Genomic DNA, 19,577 nt, shown 5'->3' with positions numbered 1-19,577 from the left:
TTGTGGTGCATTGCAAACTCCGGCCGACGTTTGCGTACTCTATACATGGAGCGACTGATTTACTCAACCATATTGCTGGTATTAAGCTTTCTTCCCGTTTATGCTCATTTAGGCAACATAGCCGGAACCGTATACGACCAAACGACCAACCAGCCCTTACGGGGGGCTACAGTGCAACTGACGGGATTGGGTAAAGCAGCCTTAACCAATGAGCTAGGGCAATTCCGCTTCGATGGACTGGTGGAAGCTCCGTATAAGCTTGAGATTTCACACATCGGGTTTCAAACACAGATCGTTGCGGTCGTCGTACCCGATGATCAGACCACATTTGTTAAAGTAAGTCTGGCTAGCGCCCCAATCGAACTGCAGCAGGTTCAGGTATCCGGGCAGCGACCGCATGATCAGCAACTCATCAGCAGTCTGGACATTAAACTCCGCCCCATCACGAACTCGCAGGAAATTCTGCGGTTGGTACCGGGTTTGTTTATCGGCCAGCATGCCGGGGGCGGCAAGGCCGAACAGATTTTTCTGCGTGGTTTTGATCTTGACCACGGAACGGATATTCGCCTGACAGTAGACGGCATGCCGGTCAATATGGTGTCGCACGCCCATGGACAAGGCTATGCAGATCTGCACTTTGTCATACCTGAGCTCGTGGAAGGTGCTGACTTCAAGAAAGGTCCATACCAGACCGATAAGGGCAATCTGGCAACGGCAGGCTGGGTAGATTTTCGCACGCGAACCGCTCTCGACCATTCATTCGTTAAACTCGAAACGGGGCAGTACGATACGTATCGAGCCGTGGCCGCACTGGACTTACTGGGCCAGAAAGGCCGGGCGAAGAATCAATCCGCTTACCTGGCATCAGAATATTCGTATACGAACTCTTACTTCGACAATCCCCAACATTTTAAGCGGTTCAACATTCTCGGGAAATACCACGGTCACCTATCGGCCAACACAAATCTGACGCTCACCGGCTCGACTTTCTGGAGCAAATGGAATCACTCGGGTCAAATTCCGGACCGGGCCGTTGACGCAGGATTGATCGGATTTTTTGGCTCCATCGACCCCTCGGAAGGGGGCGAAACCAGCCGCACGAACGTTAATGTGCAACTGGTTACGGTTACCCCCCGCAACCACATTATCAAAAATCAGTTCTTCTACAGCAACTATACTTTTGAACTGTATTCCAACTTCACATTTTTTAAGGAAGATTCTATCAATGGCGATCAAATCCGGCAGAAAGAGCAGCGCAACCTGTTCGGCTATAACGGTAGTTTTTCGCGAACAGGCTACCTGGGAAGCGCCCGACTTACAACAACCGCGGGACTACAGTATCGGCAGGATCTAACGCACCACACGGAACTGTCGCACACCAAAGACCGCCAGGAAACACTGGAACAGAAACAATTCGGCAACATTAATGAGCTTAACGCAGCCGCTTATCTGGACGAATCCATTCAGTTTTCGGATCGGGTTACGGCTATTGCGGGGGTTCGTGTCGATTATTTCCGGAATCAATACGAAGATTTACTACTAAGCCCAATTAGCATCAGGCACGCCCAGGAAGCCATCGTTTCTCCCAAGCTGAACGTTTATTACACCGCCAGCCCACGCCTGCAGCTGTACCTGAATACCGGCAAAGGATTTCACTCCAACGACACCCGTGTAGTCGTGGCCCAGCAGGGACGCCAGATTTTACCAGCCGCTTACGGCTCCGATTTAGGCGTCATCGTAAAACCCCTCCCCAAACTGATCATCAATGCGGCCGCCTGGTATTTGTGGATGCAGCAGGAGTTCGTTTACGTAGGCGACGAAGGCGTTGTCGAACCAAGTGGCCGATCACGGCGAATGGGGATAGATGTATCGGCCCGGTATCAGTTAACCAAGCACCTCTTTGCCGATGTTGACCTCAATACCGCTCGTCCGCGCGCCATCGACGCCGAACCCCAACAAAACTACCTGCCTTTGGCGCCTACATGTACATCGACGGGCGGCTTTTCCCTGCAAACCAACTCAGGCATCAGCGGTTCTCTTCGGTACCGGTACATGGGCGACCGCCCCGCCAATGAAGACAATTCGATTGTGGCCAGGGGCTATTTCGTAACCGACATGCAGGTAAACTACAGCCGTCGCCAGTACATGCTGGGGCTGTCTGTTCAGAACCTGCTGAACACCCGCTGGAAAGAAACACAATTTGATACCGAGAGTCGGTTAAAAGGCGAAGCGACACCCGTAGAGGAAATTCACTTCACGCCCGGAACGCCCTTTTTTGCACGCCTGAGCTTAACTTATTTTCTGGGGAAATAATCAGCCTTTCATGAAGCGTACAAGTATGACTTCGAGTAACATAAACGCCAGAGCAGCGATCAGAAAGTATTTCCATAGGCTTTTCCCCAGATTTTCCTGCTCTAATACCTGCACGAAATCGCCGTCCTGAATGCTGTCGAATACCTCTACATTCGGCTGATTGACGAAAATCTTGCGCAATTCATCAGCCGAGTAGAAATTCATGGCCGACTCCTGGTTCCCGTGGTTAAAGGCCAGTAGACGCTCGGTTTTATCATTCAGACGTAACTCGTAATAACCAGCTTCGACCTCCTGCCCGGCGGTCAGTTCGTTACTTTTTGGCATTTCGAGCTGAAGCTGATTGCCAACAATCCGCTGTACAGGAATAATTTCCAGCTTATCATGCTTCAGCTTGTACACCGCCCGCTCCGATGGATTACTAACGGGAATGGTTATCAGGTTGTCATCGAACGAATAGGCTGTGCGCTGCGCCCGAACACTGAGAGCCGCCATCTTGTACATAATTGGAACAAACAAAGCATGCTCGGCCAGATTACCAAAGGCCGATGCCAGCGGACTGGCCAGTACATAAACGTTTCCCTGCGCCGTACCGCCAATGACCTTTGACTGAGTCAGCAAAGGATTCCCGTCACGCAGACTCAGCAGTCGTTCGCCGGCACTCCACCGCCACACAGGTGCGGCAGCGGGCATATTGAGCGGTTCCGATTGATAGCTCTGCTGAAAGACATCGCGGAAGAACGGATTTCGCCGGTCGGGGTCAGCTACGGGCAACGGCGTTGGTGCCGTACCCAGTGCGGTTGTACCCTGCACACCTCCAACGCCTAATGTCTGTAAGAAAGGACCATACGAGCTGACATTTGGGTTTGCTGGCGGGATGATGGCTAAACTCCCCCCCTGCCGAACGAACCGTTCCAGTTCTGTACGAAGTGTGCCGCTCACGTCTGTAACGCCCTCCATAACGACCAGATCCGTTTCTTTCAGCTGGCCTACATCGAAATTTTGTATACTAAAACTCCGCCGAACAAACAGGCTATCGTTGGAATAAACGGCATCAACATAATCGGCTGCCCGATCTGATGGACCCGACTTTTGTTCATACAGATGCAGAATCCGAACCGCCGGAGATGCTTCAATGACGAAGAAATACTGGTTGTCGAACGTGATGGGATAATCTTCGAAAACGATGCGCCCCCGGTGGTATCCCTTTGTCGTTACGTTGAAGTTGAGCGCAACCGTGGCCGTACCATCGGGGGCTATCGTGGCCGAAGCGGTTGATGTTTGGGTATCGTCCAGGTATAACCGTACGGCCAGATTCTTGACATTCTCCCGACCCGCATTAGTCAACTTCACGTTCAGGCTGTTATTCTGCATCTCGCGAATGAACGGCGTAGAAAGCCATACAGAATCGACGTAGACATTTTTTGTCGATTGAGCATCGAGAGGTACGATAAACAACCGATCGGTTGTATCAATCGTAAGCCGTGACAAGTCGCCCGCGGTACTTTTCTGAAAATCAGAGAACCAGAAAAGTTGATTTCGACCACCGGGATTTAAGGAACTAAGCAAATTTCGCTGCCGACGGTAAACGGTTTCGAGGGTACGGGGCGTGTGCGCAAATCGAATAGACGTTACGCGATCACGAACCGATTCGGCCGTTCCGGCCTGCTGCTCGGCCACCGAAAAATCGTTGGTTAACAACTGAAGCGAAGTCGCGTTACGAAACAACGTCAGCAACTCATCCAGTTTACTGATGGCGATATCGAGATACCGTTTGGTGTTCCGCTCGTTCTGCATACTGAACGAGTTATCGACATACAGACTTGTTACACCTTGCCGAGACAGACCAAGTTTATTTTTGCTGGGAATAAATGGCTGAGCAAATGCCAGTACCAAAAACGCCAGAAACAAACAACGACAGGCCAGAATGAGCCAGTGCTTTAGTCTGCGAAACGATTTAGTTTCGGTTTGTACCGTCCGGAGCAAGGCTACATTGGTAAAAAAGACCCGCCGAGTTCGCCGAAAATTAAACAGGTGAATGGCAATCGGAACCGATATAGCCAGCAGACCAAACAGAAAAGAAGGATAGAGGAAATTCATTCAGGGTATTTTCGGCAAATACAGTTTTTAATACTAACGACTGGCTATAAGTCTTTCGTTTCTTTAGTCCCTAAGTTAATCAGGGATTATGATTTCATAAAATGCCGTTTTGGTTTGTAACACATCTGTATAAGTAATAGAACCCATTTCATTACCTGTCGTCATAAAGTCGCTTACTGGTGTGTGACCGACAACCTGCTGAAAGCCAGTCAGGAAATCAGTTCTTGTTTCGGAACGGTCCGCCCATATGGGTCCGCCGAAGGGATCAGATCCACCCCGCCTGGGGCCAACATCGAACAGATGATCCCGAACACGTCCCGGCTGCTGATGAGCTTCATTCAATAATCCGGCCAGATTGGTTTCCGACGTAAGCCAGCTTACATTATAAGCCGTTTCTGACAGGAAGCGAGTCAGCCAGTTGTTCGTCACTCCGGCATGCGTGAAGAGAAAATCACGCTGTTGATGGGCAATCTGAAATAAGGTCTTGTAGTCTTCAAACAACGCACTCAGGGCGGGTTGCGCCCACTCGCGAAAGCCTGAACATCGGTAGTGGGGATAATGCAGGTATTGCGCATCATGATTACCAATGAGCAACACAAACTTGTCAGGTTGCTCCTGTTTGCGCTGGATGATGGTCTCTAGATTCGTATAAATCGTTTCATCATCAAAAACCCGACTGTCGGTATAATCGCCGAGAAAAATAATGAGATCATATGCCTCGGCATTGACTCCCTTCCAGACAGTCCGTCCGTGTAGGTCACTAATGGTCAGAACGTTCATAGCATTGAGATAAACCCACATGATACAAAAAAGCCCCGGTAAGAAAACCTACCGGGGCTGATTTCTGGACCGCCTGCGCGGTTGTGATTAAAGTGTCCGTTTCACTTCTTTCAGTTCGAAGCTTTCGATTACATCACCGACTTCGATATCATTGAAGTTCCGAACGCTCAGCCCACATTCGTAGCCGAACTTCACTTCGCTAACATCCTCTTTGAAGCGTTTCAGGGCGCTGATTTCACCCGTATGCACCACAATGAAGTCCCGAATGATCCGAATTTTGTTATTCCGTTTGATCGTTCCTTCGGTAACGTAACAACCAGCCACGGTACCAATCTTACTGATCTTGAAGACATCACGTACCTCGATATTCCCAACGATGACTTCTTCCACGGTTGGCGCTAACAGCCCTTCCATAGCATCTTTCACCTCATTGATCGCATCGTAGATAATCGAATACAGACGTATTTCAATCTGCTCCTGTTCGGATAGTTTCCGGGCACTGGCCGAGGGTCGAACCTGGAAGCCAACAATGACCGCATCTGAAGCCGAGGCCAACAGTACGTCCGACTCAGAAATCTGGCCAACTGCTTTGTGGATAATATTTACCTGAACCTCTGCGGTAGACAGTTGCAGGAGTGAATCCGAAAGCGCTTCGACCGATCCGTCCACGTCACCTTTCACGATCACATTCAACTCTTTGAATGTACCGATCGCTTTCCGGCGACCAATCTCTTCCAGTGTAATGTGTTTACGAGTACGCAAGGTTTGCTCACGTAACAGTTGCTCACGCTTATTCGCAATTTCACGGGCTTCACGATCAGTTTCCATCACGTTGAATTTATCGCCCGCCTGCGGAGCACCCGGCAGACCGAGAATCTGAACGGGCTGCGATGGGCCCGCTTCTTTAATCCGCTCGCCCCGGTCATTTGTCATGGCCCGGATACGACCATAGTGGGCTCCAACCAGCATAATATCGCCCTGGTGAAGCGTACCGTTTTCAACCAGAACGGTCGAAACGTAACCACGCCCTTTATCAAGCGAGGCTTCAATGACGGTACCTAATGCCCGACGCGATGGATTAGCTTTCAGTTCGAGCAACTCGGCTTCGAGCAACACTTTCTCCAGCAGATCGTCAACACCCAGACCGGATTTCGACGAGATTTCCTGCGCCTGGTATTTACCACCCCACTCTTCGACAAGCATGTTCATGGCTGCCAGCTCGGTCCGGATCTTCTCCGTGTCAGCACCCGGTTTGTCTACTTTCGAGAAAGCAAATACAATTGGGACACCCGCTACCTGAGCGTGGTTGATGGCCTCACGTGTCTGTGGCATGATGCTGTCATCGGCCGCAATCACAATAATAACGACGTCTGTTACTTTAGCACCCCGTGCACGCATGGCCGTAAAGGCTTCGTGACCCGGTGTATCAAGGAACGTGATCATCCGGTCGCCATCGTGTTTCACACTATAAGCACCAATGTGCTGTGTTATACCACCGGCTTCGCCAGCCGCAACTTTAGCGCGACGGATATAGTCAAGCAAAGACGTCTTACCGTGGTCAACGTGACCCATGATGGTCACGATTGGGGCACGTGGTGTTAACTCGTCTGGTTCATCGGCTTCAACATCGATACCAGCTTCGGTTTCGTCTTCAGCGGAGATAAACTGCACGTCGTATCCAAATTCATCGGCAATAACGGTTATCGCTTCTGCATCCAACCGTTGGTTGATCGATACGAACATACCCAGGTTTAAGCAAACCGAGATAACTTCATTGATCGACACATCCATCAGCGACGCCAGATCGTTGGCCGATACGAACTCAGTAACCTTCAGCGTTTTTGCTTCCAGTTCCTCCTGTTCGTTCAGTAGGCGACGATCTTCTTCGCGCTGGCTACGGCGATCACGACGGCGGTCGGCCCCACGGTTTGGCGTGTTACCGCGCATCCGTGCGTTCGTTTGCTGAATCGACTTCTGCACGTCGGCTTGCGTTGGTGCTTCCCGACGACCGGTTCCTCCCCGGTTAGCGTTGTTGCCCGTTCCACCCCGGTTGGCATTGTTGCCGCCCCGGTTAGCGTTATTACCCGTTCCACCGCCCGAGCGATTGGTGTTGTTTGTGTTGGTATTGTTACCCGCGCCACCCCGGTTGGCAGTATTGCCACCCTGATTCTGACCAGTACCACCAGCACGATTGGCCGGCGCTGCGGTACGATCACCCTGGCCTTGCTGACGGTTACCATCACGCGGTGCTGCGTCCCGTTGGCCGGTTGCCGGAGCGCGATCGCCTTGTGGACGATCACCTTGGGTACGGTTGGCCGGGCCACGATCACCCTCGCGGGGAGGGCGGTTGCCGCCCTGTCCTTGTGGCTGGCTGCCACCCTGGTTCGGCTGATTGGGATTACTGCCCCCTTCACGGCCACCACGAATGCGTTTGCGCTTTCCTTTCTTATCGATGTTATTGCCGCCACCACCCTGACGAGGGTTATTGACGGGCAACTCGATTTTACCAAGAATTTTCAATCCACCTAGCTGGTGACTACCGGCCGCCCGAATCGTCTCGGTTGCGGCTTCCGGTTCATCAGCAGAGACCACTTTAGCAGCTGGCTGAGTTTCTGGCTTTGGCTGGCTGGTAGCCGCTGGTCGATTCTCTCTTTGTTTTTCCTGCACGGCTGGCTTAGCCTCCTCCTGCCGAACTTGCGCAGGGACCACTGGCTGTTCTGCAGCCACTTTTGGCGGAGCAGGAACAGGTGTTGATTCAACGGCTACTGGCTTAGGCGTCTCTTTGAGCGCGGTCTCAGCTTTGGCCACATTGGTTTGTGGTTCGGCAGCAACTGGCGCAGAAATGGATGGTGCAGGAGCAGGTTCAACAGGTTGTACTGGCGCTGGCTTGGGCGTTTCGGCAACAACCGGTGGTGCTACTGGAGCAGGTGGGGTTGGTGCGGGTGCGGCCACAGGCTTGGGCGCTTCTACAGCCAAGGCTGGCGCGGGCGGTGCAACAGCGGGTGTCACCACAGCCGACTTTACTTCCTGTGGTACGGGCGCTTTCGCTTGCGGAGCAGGTTGTGAATAAGCAGGCTTGGCATTCAAATCAATTTTACCCAATACTTTCAGCCCTGGCAAACCGGTCTGAGCGGTTTGTGGTGCTGGCTTCTGCTCTTCTGGAGCTGGTTTAGGTAAATCAGCCGGAGCTGAGTCTGGTTTGTTTTCACCATTTGGACGTCTCGCGTCATCACGACGGTACAAAACGACATCCTCCTCCTGACGACGCGGTGGCTCGGCGGCTGCAACCGGCGGTTCAGCCCGGCGAGTTCCGTTCAGGAGTTCCGTAGATTTATACTCCTTCGCTAACACCTCCAACTGTTCTGTGTTGATTTTGGTGTTAGGATTAATTTCAACCTTAAACCCTTTGGCAGACAGACTACTCGCAACAGAGGATAGTCCTTTGTTGAGAATTTTTGCCACTTGGCTCAGGCGCATTGACTTTTCTTCTGCCATACTTCGGTTTATATTCGGCAAATTTAATAGTTGTTGGTAAGGTATGAACACCAGTTCCAACAATAAAAATCCCTTGGCGTCAATATTGACGCGTTTAGGGTGTAATTAACGTGTGAAAAGAGGAATAAATGCTAAACAAGTATTCCTCTTTTACAATCGGTGCGTTTATTCAAATTCCTGTTTGAGGATATTCAGTATCTCCTCAACGGTGTCTTCTTCCAGATCCGTTCTCCGAACGAGTTCTTCTCTGTTCAATGCCAGCACACTTTTGGCCGTATCAAGACCAACTTTGCGCAGCTCCTGAATCATCCACTCGTCGATTTCATCGGAGAATTCCATCAAGTCAACGTCTTCATCATCTTCCTGGCCTTCGTTGTCGCGGAACACATCAATTTCCATGTCAACCAACCGGCCAGCCAGCTTAATGTTCTGACCACCTTTACCAATAGCCAGCGACACCTGATCGGGTTTCAGAAAAACAGACACGCGCTTTGTTTCCCGGTCGATCTGCATCGAACTTATTTTGGCCGGGCTAAGTGCCCGACTGATAAGCAGTTCAAGGTTTTCGGTATAATTGATCACGTCGATGTTCTCGTTGCCGAGTTCACGCACAATACCGTGTATCCGGGATCCTTTCATACCAACACAGGCTCCAACGGGATCAATACGGTCGTCGTACGATTCAACCGCTACTTTGGCCCGCTCGCCCGGTTCCCGAACGATCTTACGAATCGAAATCAGGCCATCGTAAATTTCCGGCACTTCAATTTCAAAAAGACGCTCTAAAAATACCGGCGATGTACGCGACAGGATAATTTTGGGTGTCCCATTCAGCATATCAACCCGACTGATCACGGCTTTCACTGCTTCTCCTTTCCGATAACGATCTTTAGGGATCTGTTCCGTACGGGGCAGGCTTAACTCGTTACTCTCGCTGTCGACCAGGATAATTTCGTGCTTCAGTAACTGGTACACTTCAGCACTAACCAGGTCGCCAACCTGATCTTTATATTTTTGATAAAGGAGTTCTTTTTCCATGTCCTTTATCTTCTGAATGAGTGTCTGGCGAGCCGTTTGCACAACCCGACGGCCAAAGTCATCCAGCTTTACTTCTTCGGCAACCTGTTCGCCTACTTCAAAGTCATCCTGAATTTTACGCGCTTCGGCGAGGGGGATTTTATCATAATCCCAAATATCCTCCGAATCATCGTCAACAATTTCGCGCGTCCTCCACATTTCCAGATCTCCGCTTTCGGCGTTGATAATAACATCGAAATTTTCGTCTGTTCCGTATTTTTTACGAATCATCGTCCGGAAGACATCTTCCAGAATAGTGATCATGGTAGGCCGGTCAATGTTCTTCGACCGGGCAAAATCAGCAAACGATTCTATTAATAGTCCACTGGTCATAGTAGTAAAACAGTCTGTAAGTCTTAAGTCTGTAAATCAAGAGTAGTAAGCTGTGCGGCAGTAGTGAACTGGTGGCAACGGTTTAAAACGTATCGACTTACTCCTTACTACTCTATTTAAATGATACTTCTACGTGCGCTTTTTTTATCTGCTCGAACGGAATCGGCGTCAGGCCAACCGGCGGAACGTCAGCAGCTAAATCGGCGTCTTTTTTCTTTTTACTCTTCGATTGCTTCTCAGCCTCTATATCCAGCACAATATAATCGTCGGCTACAGAATCCAGCCATCCCTTTCTCATTTTTCCATCCGTAAGCGTGACCGTTAACTGTCGGCCTACGTTTCGCGTAAACTGCCGGGGGAACGTCAGCGGATAATCGACTCCGGGTGATGAAATTTCGAGCGTAAAGGCTGAATCGCCAAAAAAATTCATCTCATCCATCTGCCCGCCCAGCCTACGGCTAATATCGGCGCAGTCATCGATTTTGATGCCGGCGTCACTATCCAATAAAATAGTGACCTTTAAACGGCCACCCTGCCTCCCAGCAACCTGAATATCAACGATATAAAATTCGTCATTGTTCAGATAGGGTTGCAGTAGTTCGGTGATTTTTGCTTTGTCGTCCATAAGGTAAGGCTAACAAAAAAGGGAGTGCGACTCCCTTTTTTAATCAATGCCATATGGTTTTTGTGCCACAAAGGTAATACGTTTATGCTTGCATCGCAAGCCCCCCTACAGGAGCAATTGCAGGCATTCCGAGCATTATGCCTTATTTTTGGCTTTCTCAAGGTATTAGTCTCGCTCAATAACGACGATATGACGCTCAGAATGCGAGTTGGACAGTTCATCGCCTATTTTTTTCGGTCGTTGCTGTGGTCAATTAATTTACTACTGGTCTTATATACTTGCCTGGCCTACTGGTTGCTGTATAGTTTGCAGATAGAACACTGGTCGGCCAGCATGATCATGATTACCTTGCCAGTGGCCTGGGTACTTAATTTTATCGTCGTTTGCTTATGGCTGACGGCCAGGCCCTGGCGTAGCTGGCTCTCAGGGGTTACCTTAATCATCGGGCTGCTTTTGTTCGGCTCCAGAACATTTGTGTGGCATAGCCCAACCGAGTTTTCGGGCAAAGGCCAACCCCTGAACGTGTTCAGTTACAATGTTCAATCGTTCGACTTAACTGCTTCCTACGACCTTTACCAAAGTTCGCCACGGGCCCGCCGAACGATGAACTATGTATTGCGTTATGATGCGCCCATTAAGTGCTTCCAGGAGTTTTATAATTCGACAACTATACCCGACTATAATCTTGTCAAACGATTTCGGGAGGCTGGTTATAGGGATACAGCATTTCTATTTCCGGAAATGGCGCAGGCAACCGATGGCGATATCGGTGTCGCTATCTTTTCTAAATTCCCCATTGTAGCGTCTGGACGTGAGGCATTTGGCACCCAAAATGGCCTTGTATGGGCCAATATTAAACTAGGTAGCGATACCATCCGAATCATTAATGTGCACCTTCATTCGATGGGCATCCGGGTTGGCAAAGTACTGAAGCAAAAAGAAATGAAAGGCGTTCAGCGCGAAACGCGGGGTGTGTTGAGCGCGCTGCACAATGGATTCACCGACCGCCGGGAGGAAGTTATAAAAGTTGAACGATACATTCGCGAGAGCCCCTATCCGGTTATTGTTACCGGCGACCATAACGATACCCCCTATAGTGTCGTCTACGAACGGTTGCGCCGAACCTTACCGAATAGTTTTGAAGATGCCGGTCGAGGGTTCGGATTTACGTATAACCATCTACCGGGATTTATTCGAATCGACCATCAATTCCACGATCCGAAATTTACGGTGCTGAACTTTGAAACCATTAACTACATCAAGTATTCCGACCATTACCCTATCGTAGGCACCTACCTTCTTAAGTAATGCATGGGGTAGCAGGGATGCTACAGGGGTCGATTGCCTTCTTCACGGGTGTGCGTTTACCCATGATTCGCCATCGGTAAACACTTCCTTTTTCCAGATGGGGACCGTTTGTTTGATCGTGTCGATAATATACCGGCAAGCTTCGAAAGCAGCCGCCCGGTGGGCAGTAGCTACACCGATCAATACCGCGATTTCACCAATTTGCAAGGTCCCTTTACGATGAATAATCGTGTACCGTAAGATGGGCCACTGTTGCCGAGCATCATCCGCAATTTTCTGCATCTCAGTAAGCGCCATACGGTCATACGCTTCGTATTCGAGCCGGTCTACCGGACGTTCCTGCGTATTGTCTCGAACAACACCGAGGAAAAAGTCAATGGCCCCGGCTTGTTCCGACTGCAGGTAAGTTAAGGCTGCGGCAACATCAATGGGGTCAGAAGTAAGAGCAATCATAATGAGTTTAAGCAGCGATCAGCCTCCGCTGACAGGTGGAATAAGGGCAATTTCGTCGTGGTGAGCAAGTAGCTGTTCAGGTTCGGCATATTCGCCGTTAACCGCTACCAATAGCGAACGAATACCGGCCAGAGCTGGGTAGTCCTGGTGTAGTTGACTAAGCAGGTCGCCAACACAAGCGCCTTCACTGAGCGGTACAGCAACCGCTGACTGGCCGGTAAGATCACGAGTGATACCAAATAAAAGCACCGAAACAGATTGGGTCATGAGTCCTGATAGGCCGTTTGATAAAGCAGTAAGTTGCCAGCAGAACGCAGCAACGACCTGGGGAAGTTCGCTTGGTATCAACAAAAAACTGTGCCACTGCTTTGGGTAGTGGCACAGTTTTTTGTTGATATCAGATTACTTATTTCGAGTTATCCATCTTCCGCTCGGCTTTCTTCATCTTGCGATCCGCCTTGTTGAGGGTTTTGTTGGTCCCGTCTTTGATATCTTCTTTTGTATTTTTAGCAGCGTCGGACACTTTATCGCCTGCCTTGTCGGCCGCGCGCCCTACTTTTCTACCGGCTGCTTTCGTGGTTTCTTTAGCCTGATGGGCCGTTTCTTTGGCATTTTGCTTTGTGTCCTGAGCAGATACCAGGGCAACTGAAACGAAAAGTGCAGCCGCCAGCATTGTTAACTTTTTCATAGGAGTTGAGTTGATTTGTCCTCAAAACAACTCAACAAACGAACAATTGTTCAGGCTGGATTCTGCTTTTTCTATCCTTCCAGATAGCCAGAATACACACGGCTTGCTAATCTTTATGCTTAAACACTTTAACCTGATACACGTAATCCTGCATGCGCTTGATCTGCTGTTTGCGAGATAAATGCGACAGTGCATTCTTTTTATTCAGCCGAAGTGGCTGGCCTTTGAGCGAATCGGTCGGAATATTATTGAGCGCTTCGATCATGTAATTCGTCTTCACCGCAAAACTGACTCCTTCCGACGTCGTTTGTTTACCACTGATAATACCAATTACATTCCCTTTCTCATCTAATAACGGACCACCCGAGTTACCAGGGTTCACGCCAATGGCGACCTGATAAGCCGTGGAATCGCCCCGGTAGCCGGTACCTGAGCTAAGGTAGCCTTCGCCGTAAACAATTTCTTCACGCGGGTAGCCCAGTGTGTATACCCGTTCGCCAAGGTCCGACGGGTGAGCATCGAAACTATACGGAACGGATGGCATTGACCGGAACGCGCTGTCATCACAAAGCTGCAGAAAGGCCAGGTCATGCGCTTTATCGGCATAGACGACCCGGGCTTTATACACCTCGCCTTTCGCACTTTGAACGTATACCGAATCGGCATCCCGAACGATATGATTGTTGGTAACGAAATAGCCATCACCGGTAATCAAAAAGCCAGAACCTGCCACTTGCGCCGGGTTCGTACTCAAGCGTCGTCCGCGGCCATTGTAATCGTTCAGCAACTTACGTTGCGAGGATTTAACCGCCTGAATCTCTTTGCTCAACAGGCTATACTGCTGTTCCTGCTTGTGGCTCTGCTGGTACGAGCGGTAAAGAAAAATAGAGCTGAACGTGGTAATAATAGCTGCCGAAGCAGCCACCGCCAGGGTGGTCCGGTAGGTTTTCCAGAGAGAACGTACCTGCCCCTCAGATTCGGATCGGTAATGGGCAGCGTCCTGACGGATGCTGTCCATTACCATACGCGCTTGAATAGCGTTCAGTTTTTGCCGGAACTGAACTCGTTCACCATACACATGCAGCGCATTCTCAATGTCTTTTTCTTCGTCCATCGCAAAAAAGAGTTATCAAGTTGTCAGACAAAAAGGCAGGCAGGTAAGCTACGGTAAACCGGTATACCTCATTAACCTGACAACGTTTACTGTTTGTATTCCGAAAAGAACAGCCGCTTGAGCCGCATCAGACACTTATATTTCTGCGTTTTGGCATTATCGGCATTGGTATAGCCAAACTTTTCGGTAATCTCCTGCATACTCAGATGCTGAATGTAAAAATCATCTAGCAACGTTCGACATGGTTCGCCGAGCCGGGAGAGTGAATCGGCCATCAGATCGAACTGGCGATCCCGTTCTTCGTGGTCAGTTAGATCGTCGTCAATCTGCCCGGTCACAAATTCATCCGTCGCGGGTCTTTCCACATCGCGCACCATGTATCGGCTTCGCTGGGCTAACTGCTTAAGCCACAACCGCCGGCCGACCGAGTAAAGATATGTTTTCAACTGGCAATGTAATTCCAGCGAACCACTCCTCACTTTTTCATACAGCACAATCAAGGCTTCCTGATAAATATCCTTGGCGTCATCTTCATTCCCGCTGTTGCTGGTAACGAAGTGAAGGACCATCGGAAAATATCGTCGGTACAATTGCGTCAATGCGTCGTCCGAGCCATTGGCCAAACCCATAAGCAATTCTTCATCGGTGAATATGGGCGACCTACTTTCCTTCATTGAGTTGAGTCATTACTTAATACGGAAACGATTGAGACGTAACCCATAAAAAAATTAAAAAAAAGTTGGGTTACCTTTCTCCTTAAAGGGTATTAACACTGACATTAATTAGTAATCACTAAACAAAAACATCCTCAAAAATATGAAAGCAATCACGAAATCCGCCTTCTTTTTCATGGCTATGATCGCCCTGGCTACGTCTTGCAGCTCGAAGAAGACCGAAAGCACCGAAACGACCACCACGACGACTGCAGATTCTGCTTCGACGATGGCTACCGATTCGACGATGGCTACGGATTCTGCTTCGACGATGTCTGCTGATAGCGCGAAGTAATTTTTGCTAAGGCACAACTGCCGGTACATCTTACCGACATCGCTATAAACGGTTGAAAGCCCCCTGACTCGTCAGGGGGCTTTTTATTGTCAAGACTATTAGGCTAACACGCCCGTCAACAAATTCATTTCAGTCGTGGGCGCGGTCCGTTCGTAAAGGATAGCATAAACAGCGTTTGTAATCGGCATATCGACGCCGAATTGCTGATTTACTTCATAAATACTTTTGACGGCATAGTATCCTTCAGCAATCATGTTCATCTCTGCCTGCGCCGATTGTATGGTGTATCCCCGGCCAATAAGCGTACCGAATGTGCGGTTTCGACTAAAGGGAGAGTAAGCCGTTACCAGCAGATCACCCAGATAAGCGGAACCGCTCAGATCACGGTGTTTAGGGTATACGGCGTCAACGAACCGCCTGATTTCCTGCATGGCATTGGATACCAGCACGGCCTGAAAATTATCCCCATAACCCAGCCCGCGGGTAATACCGCACGCCAGAGCGATGATATTTTTCATAACGGCACTGTATTCAATGCCGTAGATGTCATCGACCGGCGTCGTTTGTACAAAACGACACCGGAGCAAGTCGGCTACGGCTGCGGCACAAGTCGGGTTTTGAGAAGCGATGGTGAGGTATGATTTTTTTTCAAGGGCAACCTCTTCAGCATGGCAGGGACCGGCAATAACCGACATCCGCTCCACCGGAACGCCATATTGCTCGCTGACCCAATCGGTTACTAGCTGATTTGCTCCCGGAATCATGCCTTTGATTGCCGACACGACCGATTTGCCAATAAAATCGGCTGGTTTCAAGCCGGTCAATGCGTCGCTGATGAACGCAGCCGGAACGGCCAGAATAATATAGTCACTATCCTTGACGGACTCTCTAATTTTTGTGCAGACTTTCACTTTGCGGGTGTTAATCTGCACATCGCTCAGGTAGCTTGGGTTATGTCCGAATTTTTTGATGTGATCGGCATCGGATTTCTTACGAAGCCACCATTTAACACTGACATTGTTTTCGGAGAGGATCTTGACGAGTGCAGTTGCCCAGCTTCCTCCACCTACCATTGTCAGCCGAATCGGTTGATTTACTTTCATGGGGTAAAGAAAAGAAGAAAGCAGTCGCAGGGCAAATCCGGCCAATGCAGCCCGATTCTAATTAGATTCCATTAGCCATATGATAATTCTACCTAAAGCAAATGGGTAAGACCTTCCAGCCTTACCCATTTGCTTTAGGGGCGAGTCATATTATTCTTCTTTCCCGTCCTCTTTTTTCTTGTTCTTGTTTGGATCACGCTTTACCACCAGCTCGCCATTTTTGAGTTTTTTCGACACGGCGATGAACGGGCCGGATATGATTTGCTCGCCAGCTTTCAGGCCCGATACAATCTCAATATTTTCGAAGTCACTGATACCCGTTTTTACTTCCCGCTGCATAGCTTTACCACCCACGTTCACAAAGACAATTTCTTTAGGTCGGTCTTTCTTCTCGACAACATCGGCGGGTTTCTCATCAACGGTACCATTCGATCGTTCCTTGGTTTCGGCTGTATCGATAGCCGATGAGTCGGCAGCACGGGTTGTTACGGCCGCAATCGGCACGGCCAGCACACCCGGTTTACGATCCGTAATGATCTCGACCGAAGCCGTCATTCCGGGTTTGAAAGGATAGCCTTTTTTATCTTTTAAGGCCAGCAGATCGGCGTATGACGTATTCAGAATTTTAACTTTTATCTCGAATTCCGTGACGGCGTCGGCCGATAAGGAAGCAGCCGCCCCCGATGAACTCGTCAAGCCGTTGGCCGTATTGGCAATCTCATAAACAACTCCTTTAAACTTACGTCCGGCGGTCGTGTAAGAATCTACTTCAATATCAGCCGTATCACCAAGATTTACCCGTACAATATCATTCTCGTTGACATTGACCCGGACTTCCATATTCTGCAAATTGGCTATCCGCATAATTTCGGTACCTGCCATTTGAGAGGTCCCTACGACGCGTTCACCCAACTCGATATTGAGCTTGGAAACAGTGCCATTAACCGGACAATAGATGGACGTTTTACGCAGGTTTTCGTTGGCATCGCGCAGGCTGGCTTCAGCGCTCTGAATGTTGAACTGAGAAGCCCTTACGTTGGCATTGGCCGCTTCAACCTCCTGTCTAGCAACGTTATAATTAGCCTCACTGGTTTCTAAATCAGCGGATGAAATTACTTTATCCGCAAACAGTTTACGATTCCGCTCATAATCGGCTTTGGCCCGAATCAGCCGGGCACTCGACTGAGCTACAGATGCTTTCGACTGTTCCAACTGCGCCCGGCTCTGATTAACGGCCGCCCGCGCCCGCGCCAGCAGTGATTCGTAGTTGTCGGGGCGGATGCGGCACAGCAGCTGACCAGCCTTAACGGGATCGCCCTCGTTGACATACAGGCCAATGATTTCGCCCGATACATCGGGGCTAATTTTCACTTCAACCTGGGGCTGAACCCGGCCGGAGGCACTAACATGTTCGGTAATATCGAGACGCCTGACCGATGCAAAGTCAACTTCCGTTGATTTTGGTTTGCCCAGCATACCCGCCTGTTTTGCAGCTACCAATCCTCCCACGAGTAGGACCAGCAGTCCACCCAATATCCACCAAATGCGACTTGACTTCTTTTTCATGATTAGGGAATTAGTGAAAGAGCAACAGAATGAACGTGTGGTATAGATTCACTCAATCACTAATTCACTAACTTAATTAAAACTGAGCGGTTTGTTCTGATAGTAATCTAAAATTTTTGTTCGGAATACGTAGTCGTATTTGGCCTGCACCAGGCTATTCCGGGCACGATCCAGATTCGTTTTGGCAATGCTATAGTCGGTAGCGTTGATAGCGCCAGCGTTCAGGCGGCTTTCAGCTACCTGAAACGCCTTCTCCAGCGACGCTACCTGCACCTGAGTAGCCCGGTATTTGTTGGCACCCGCCCGCATGCTCGTGTAGGCTGTTTCAATCTGCTGACGCAAGGTCAGCCTCGTATTAAGGGCTGTCAATTCAGCATTTTGTTGCTGAATTTTAGCCGTCGTAATCCGGTTACGGGATAGATTCCCCTGGAAAATGGGAACCCGTAAAAATAATGAAGCTGACTGGCTAAAGTTATTACTTAACTGTGTTGCGTATGAAATACCACTACGATCATAGCCGGGAATAGGCGAGGTGACCGGAATCTGAGTTCCTGTTACAGGATCGGTTATATAGCCGACCGTAGCCTGGCCGACTACTTGCCCATTTGGCGTGGATATATTGGCCGCACTGGAATAAATCGTGCTCAGGTTTCCGTTCAGGGATAAGGTTGGATAAAGTCCTCCTTTTGCTACCTGAACGCCTAATATGGCGCTCTTGACCCGCAAGTCAGCTCCCTTAACTTCCGGTAAATTCGTAGAAGCAACATCGTAAAGCTGTTGTACAGATGCCGTGTAAGGATCCAAGCCCGGATCAGGAACTACGATCGATTCGACATCGAAATCCTGATTAATCGGCACATTCATGGCCTGTAACAAGGCAACTTTAGCCAGATCGAGCGTATTTTGAGCCGTAACGATATCTAACTCATTGCTGGCCAAGGTAGCCCGTAGTTCATATAAATTAGCTTCCGGTGCCGAACCGGCATCGACCAGGCGTTGTGTACGCTCCAACTGTGCGCGCGTGACTTCAGCCTGTCGCTGGGCTACCGCCAATTGCTCCTTACCAACCAGTACATTCAGATAATTCTGAGCAACCGTTAACGAAACATTATTTTGGGTGGCATTCAATTCCTGTTGACCAGCCTGTAGCGCTACCTCGTTTTGTTTGACTGTACTACGCAGAACACCACCGTTATATAAAGTAGCGGACGTATTTAACTGAAAGCTACTGGAATTAATGGTTTGCTGGACGAATTCGTTGGACTGCGGGTTGATGCTACGTCCTCCATTTATGGACTGATTTCCCTGAAAAACGGCGGTGGGGAGCATGTTGAGTCGTGCCTGCCGTAACTGTAAATCGCTGTTAGCGATGGTCAAACGCCCCTGCCGAATCTGAATATTGTTTTGCTGAGCAACATCAATACACTGCTGTAAATTCAGCCGATTCGCTGCAGTTACTCCACTACCGGGCGATACAGCCGAAACTGTATTCTGTGCGTACGTTGCCGACAAACCTGTCGTTAACAATAGGGTCATTACAACCTGCACCTGTTTCCACGCCACTTGCATACTCATAGTATTTGATGGTTCAATGATACAAACTTACCTTCGGCGCGG

At 49.5% G+C, this 19,577-nt stretch carries 16 protein-coding genes; 2 read left to right on the top strand and 14 right to left on the bottom strand.

What is annotated here, in order from left to right:
* Positions 1–45: 45 nt before the first annotated feature.
* A complete protein-coding gene (locus tag ACYU8Y_RS01095) occupies positions 46–2,313 on the top strand; it encodes a TonB-dependent receptor (protein WP_460933612.1) in 2,268 nt (755 codons plus the stop codon).
* Here ACYU8Y_RS01095 and ACYU8Y_RS01090 read toward each other — a convergent pair whose 3' ends face one another.
* The 5 genes from ACYU8Y_RS01090 to ACYU8Y_RS01070 all read right to left on the bottom strand — a co-directional run bounded on the left by ACYU8Y_RS01090 (position 2,314) and on the right by ACYU8Y_RS01070 (position 10,720).
* A complete protein-coding gene (locus ACYU8Y_RS01090) occupies positions 2,314–4,410 on the bottom strand; it encodes a BatA domain-containing protein (RefSeq protein WP_460933310.1) in 2,097 nt (698 codons plus the stop codon).
* 75 nt (positions 4,411–4,485) lie between these two features.
* Complete coding sequence (locus ACYU8Y_RS01085) at positions 4,486–5,190, bottom strand: metallophosphoesterase family protein (RefSeq protein ID WP_460933308.1); 705 nt, start codon at positions 5,188–5,190, stop codon at positions 4,486–4,488.
* Positions 5,191–5,277: 87 nt separating this feature from the next.
* The gene (gene infB / locus ACYU8Y_RS01080; RefSeq protein ID WP_460933306.1) at positions 5,278–8,685 is read right to left on the bottom strand and encodes a translation initiation factor IF-2; all 3,408 of its coding nucleotides are present in this window, start codon (positions 8,683–8,685) and stop codon (positions 5,278–5,280) included.
* A 165-nt stretch (positions 8,686–8,850) separates the two neighbouring features.
* Entirely contained in the window at positions 8,851–10,095 is a 1,245-nt protein-coding gene (gene nusA / locus ACYU8Y_RS01075) for a transcription termination factor NusA (protein WP_460933304.1), read from the bottom strand.
* A 112-nt stretch (positions 10,096–10,207) separates the two neighbouring features.
* Entirely contained in the window at positions 10,208–10,720 is a 513-nt protein-coding gene (locus ACYU8Y_RS01070) for a ribosome maturation factor RimP (RefSeq protein ID WP_460933302.1), read from the bottom strand.
* Between the two features lie 189 nt (positions 10,721–10,909).
* Between ACYU8Y_RS01070 and ACYU8Y_RS01065 the strand changes: the two genes are divergently transcribed.
* Positions 10,910–12,028, top strand: coding sequence for an endonuclease/exonuclease/phosphatase family protein (locus tag ACYU8Y_RS01065; RefSeq protein ID WP_460933610.1), 1,119 nt, complete (start codon positions 10,910–10,912; stop codon positions 12,026–12,028).
* Between the two features lie 42 nt (positions 12,029–12,070).
* Here ACYU8Y_RS01065 and ACYU8Y_RS01060 read toward each other — a convergent pair whose 3' ends face one another.
* From ACYU8Y_RS01060 to ACYU8Y_RS01020, 9 genes are all read right to left on the bottom strand, one after another.
* Positions 12,071–12,481, bottom strand: a complete 411-nt coding sequence (locus ACYU8Y_RS01060; RefSeq protein ID WP_460933300.1) for a molybdenum cofactor biosynthesis protein MoaE — start codon at positions 12,479–12,481, stop codon at positions 12,071–12,073.
* Positions 12,482–12,499: 18 nt separating this feature from the next.
* Positions 12,500–12,748 carry a MoaD/ThiS family protein gene (locus ACYU8Y_RS01055; RefSeq protein ID WP_460933298.1) on the bottom strand — a complete coding sequence of 83 codons (249 nt, stop codon included), beginning with the start codon at positions 12,746–12,748 and terminating at the stop codon, positions 12,500–12,502.
* Between the two features lie 139 nt (positions 12,749–12,887).
* On the bottom strand, positions 12,888–13,169 hold the full coding sequence (locus tag ACYU8Y_RS01050; RefSeq protein ID WP_460933296.1) for a hypothetical protein: 282 nt from the start codon (positions 13,167–13,169) through the stop codon (positions 12,888–12,890).
* 106 nt (positions 13,170–13,275) lie between these two features.
* A complete protein-coding gene (locus ACYU8Y_RS01045) occupies positions 13,276–14,283 on the bottom strand; it encodes a S1C family serine protease (RefSeq protein ID WP_460933294.1) in 1,008 nt (335 codons plus the stop codon).
* 86 nt (positions 14,284–14,369) lie between these two features.
* Positions 14,370–14,957 carry an RNA polymerase sigma factor gene (locus ACYU8Y_RS01040; protein ID WP_460933292.1) on the bottom strand — a complete coding sequence of 196 codons (588 nt, stop codon included), beginning with the start codon at positions 14,955–14,957 and terminating at the stop codon, positions 14,370–14,372.
* Between the two features lie 108 nt (positions 14,958–15,065).
* Positions 15,066–15,320, bottom strand: a complete 255-nt coding sequence (locus ACYU8Y_RS01035; protein ID WP_460933290.1) for a hypothetical protein — start codon at positions 15,318–15,320, stop codon at positions 15,066–15,068.
* A 69-nt stretch (positions 15,321–15,389) separates the two neighbouring features.
* A complete protein-coding gene (locus tag ACYU8Y_RS01030) occupies positions 15,390–16,394 on the bottom strand; it encodes an NAD(P)H-dependent glycerol-3-phosphate dehydrogenase (protein ID WP_460933288.1) in 1,005 nt (334 codons plus the stop codon).
* Between the two features lie 150 nt (positions 16,395–16,544).
* Positions 16,545–17,960 carry an efflux RND transporter periplasmic adaptor subunit gene (locus ACYU8Y_RS01025; RefSeq protein WP_460933286.1) on the bottom strand — a complete coding sequence of 472 codons (1,416 nt, stop codon included), beginning with the start codon at positions 17,958–17,960 and terminating at the stop codon, positions 16,545–16,547.
* A 72-nt stretch (positions 17,961–18,032) separates the two neighbouring features.
* Positions 18,033–19,535 (bottom strand): TolC family protein, encoded by a 1,503-nt coding sequence (locus tag ACYU8Y_RS01020; RefSeq protein WP_460933284.1) that lies wholly within the window; start codon positions 19,533–19,535, stop codon positions 18,033–18,035.
* Between the last annotated feature and the right edge of the window lie 42 nt (positions 19,536–19,577).

Source organism: Spirosoma humi (assembly GCF_054776575.1).
Note: the sequence above shows the minus strand (reverse complement) of the source record. Positions and strands in the feature narration are given on the sequence as shown.

Bases quoted from the DNA above. Each gene is read 5' to 3' on its own strand.
- ACYU8Y_RS01095 (WP_460933612.1), top strand. From the start codon at position 46: ATGGAGCGACTGATTTACTCAACCATATTGCTGGTATTAAGCTTTCTT.
- ACYU8Y_RS01090 (WP_460933310.1), bottom strand. From the start codon at position 4,410: ATGAATTTCCTCTATCCTTCTTTTCTGTTTGGTCTGCTGGCTATATCG.
- ACYU8Y_RS01085 (WP_460933308.1), bottom strand. From the start codon at position 5,190: ATGAACGTTCTGACCATTAGTGACCTACACGGACGGACTGTCTGGAAG.
- infB (WP_460933306.1), bottom strand. From the start codon at position 8,685: ATGGCAGAAGAAAAGTCAATGCGCCTGAGCCAAGTGGCAAAAATTCTC.
- nusA (WP_460933304.1), bottom strand. From the start codon at position 10,095: ATGACCAGTGGACTATTAATAGAATCGTTTGCTGATTTTGCCCGGTCG.
- ACYU8Y_RS01070 (WP_460933302.1), bottom strand. From the start codon at position 10,720: ATGGACGACAAAGCAAAAATCACCGAACTACTGCAACCCTATCTGAAC.
- ACYU8Y_RS01065 (WP_460933610.1), top strand. From the start codon at position 10,910: ATGACGCTCAGAATGCGAGTTGGACAGTTCATCGCCTATTTTTTTCGG.
- ACYU8Y_RS01060 (WP_460933300.1), bottom strand. From the start codon at position 12,481: ATGATTGCTCTTACTTCTGACCCCATTGATGTTGCCGCAGCCTTAACT.
- ACYU8Y_RS01055 (WP_460933298.1), bottom strand. From the start codon at position 12,748: ATGACCCAATCTGTTTCGGTGCTTTTATTTGGTATCACTCGTGATCTT.
- ACYU8Y_RS01050 (WP_460933296.1), bottom strand. From the start codon at position 13,169: ATGAAAAAGTTAACAATGCTGGCGGCTGCACTTTTCGTTTCAGTTGCC.
- ACYU8Y_RS01045 (WP_460933294.1), bottom strand. From the start codon at position 14,283: ATGGACGAAGAAAAAGACATTGAGAATGCGCTGCATGTGTATGGTGAA.
- ACYU8Y_RS01040 (WP_460933292.1), bottom strand. From the start codon at position 14,957: ATGAAGGAAAGTAGGTCGCCCATATTCACCGATGAAGAATTGCTTATG.
- ACYU8Y_RS01035 (WP_460933290.1), bottom strand. From the start codon at position 15,320: ATGTACCGGCAGTTGTGCCTTAGCAAAAATTACTTCGCGCTATCAGCA.
- ACYU8Y_RS01030 (WP_460933288.1), bottom strand. From the start codon at position 16,394: ATGAAAGTAAATCAACCGATTCGGCTGACAATGGTAGGTGGAGGAAGC.
- ACYU8Y_RS01025 (WP_460933286.1), bottom strand. From the start codon at position 17,960: ATGAAAAAGAAGTCAAGTCGCATTTGGTGGATATTGGGTGGACTGCTG.
- ACYU8Y_RS01020 (WP_460933284.1), bottom strand. From the start codon at position 19,535: ATGAGTATGCAAGTGGCGTGGAAACAGGTGCAGGTTGTAATGACCCTA.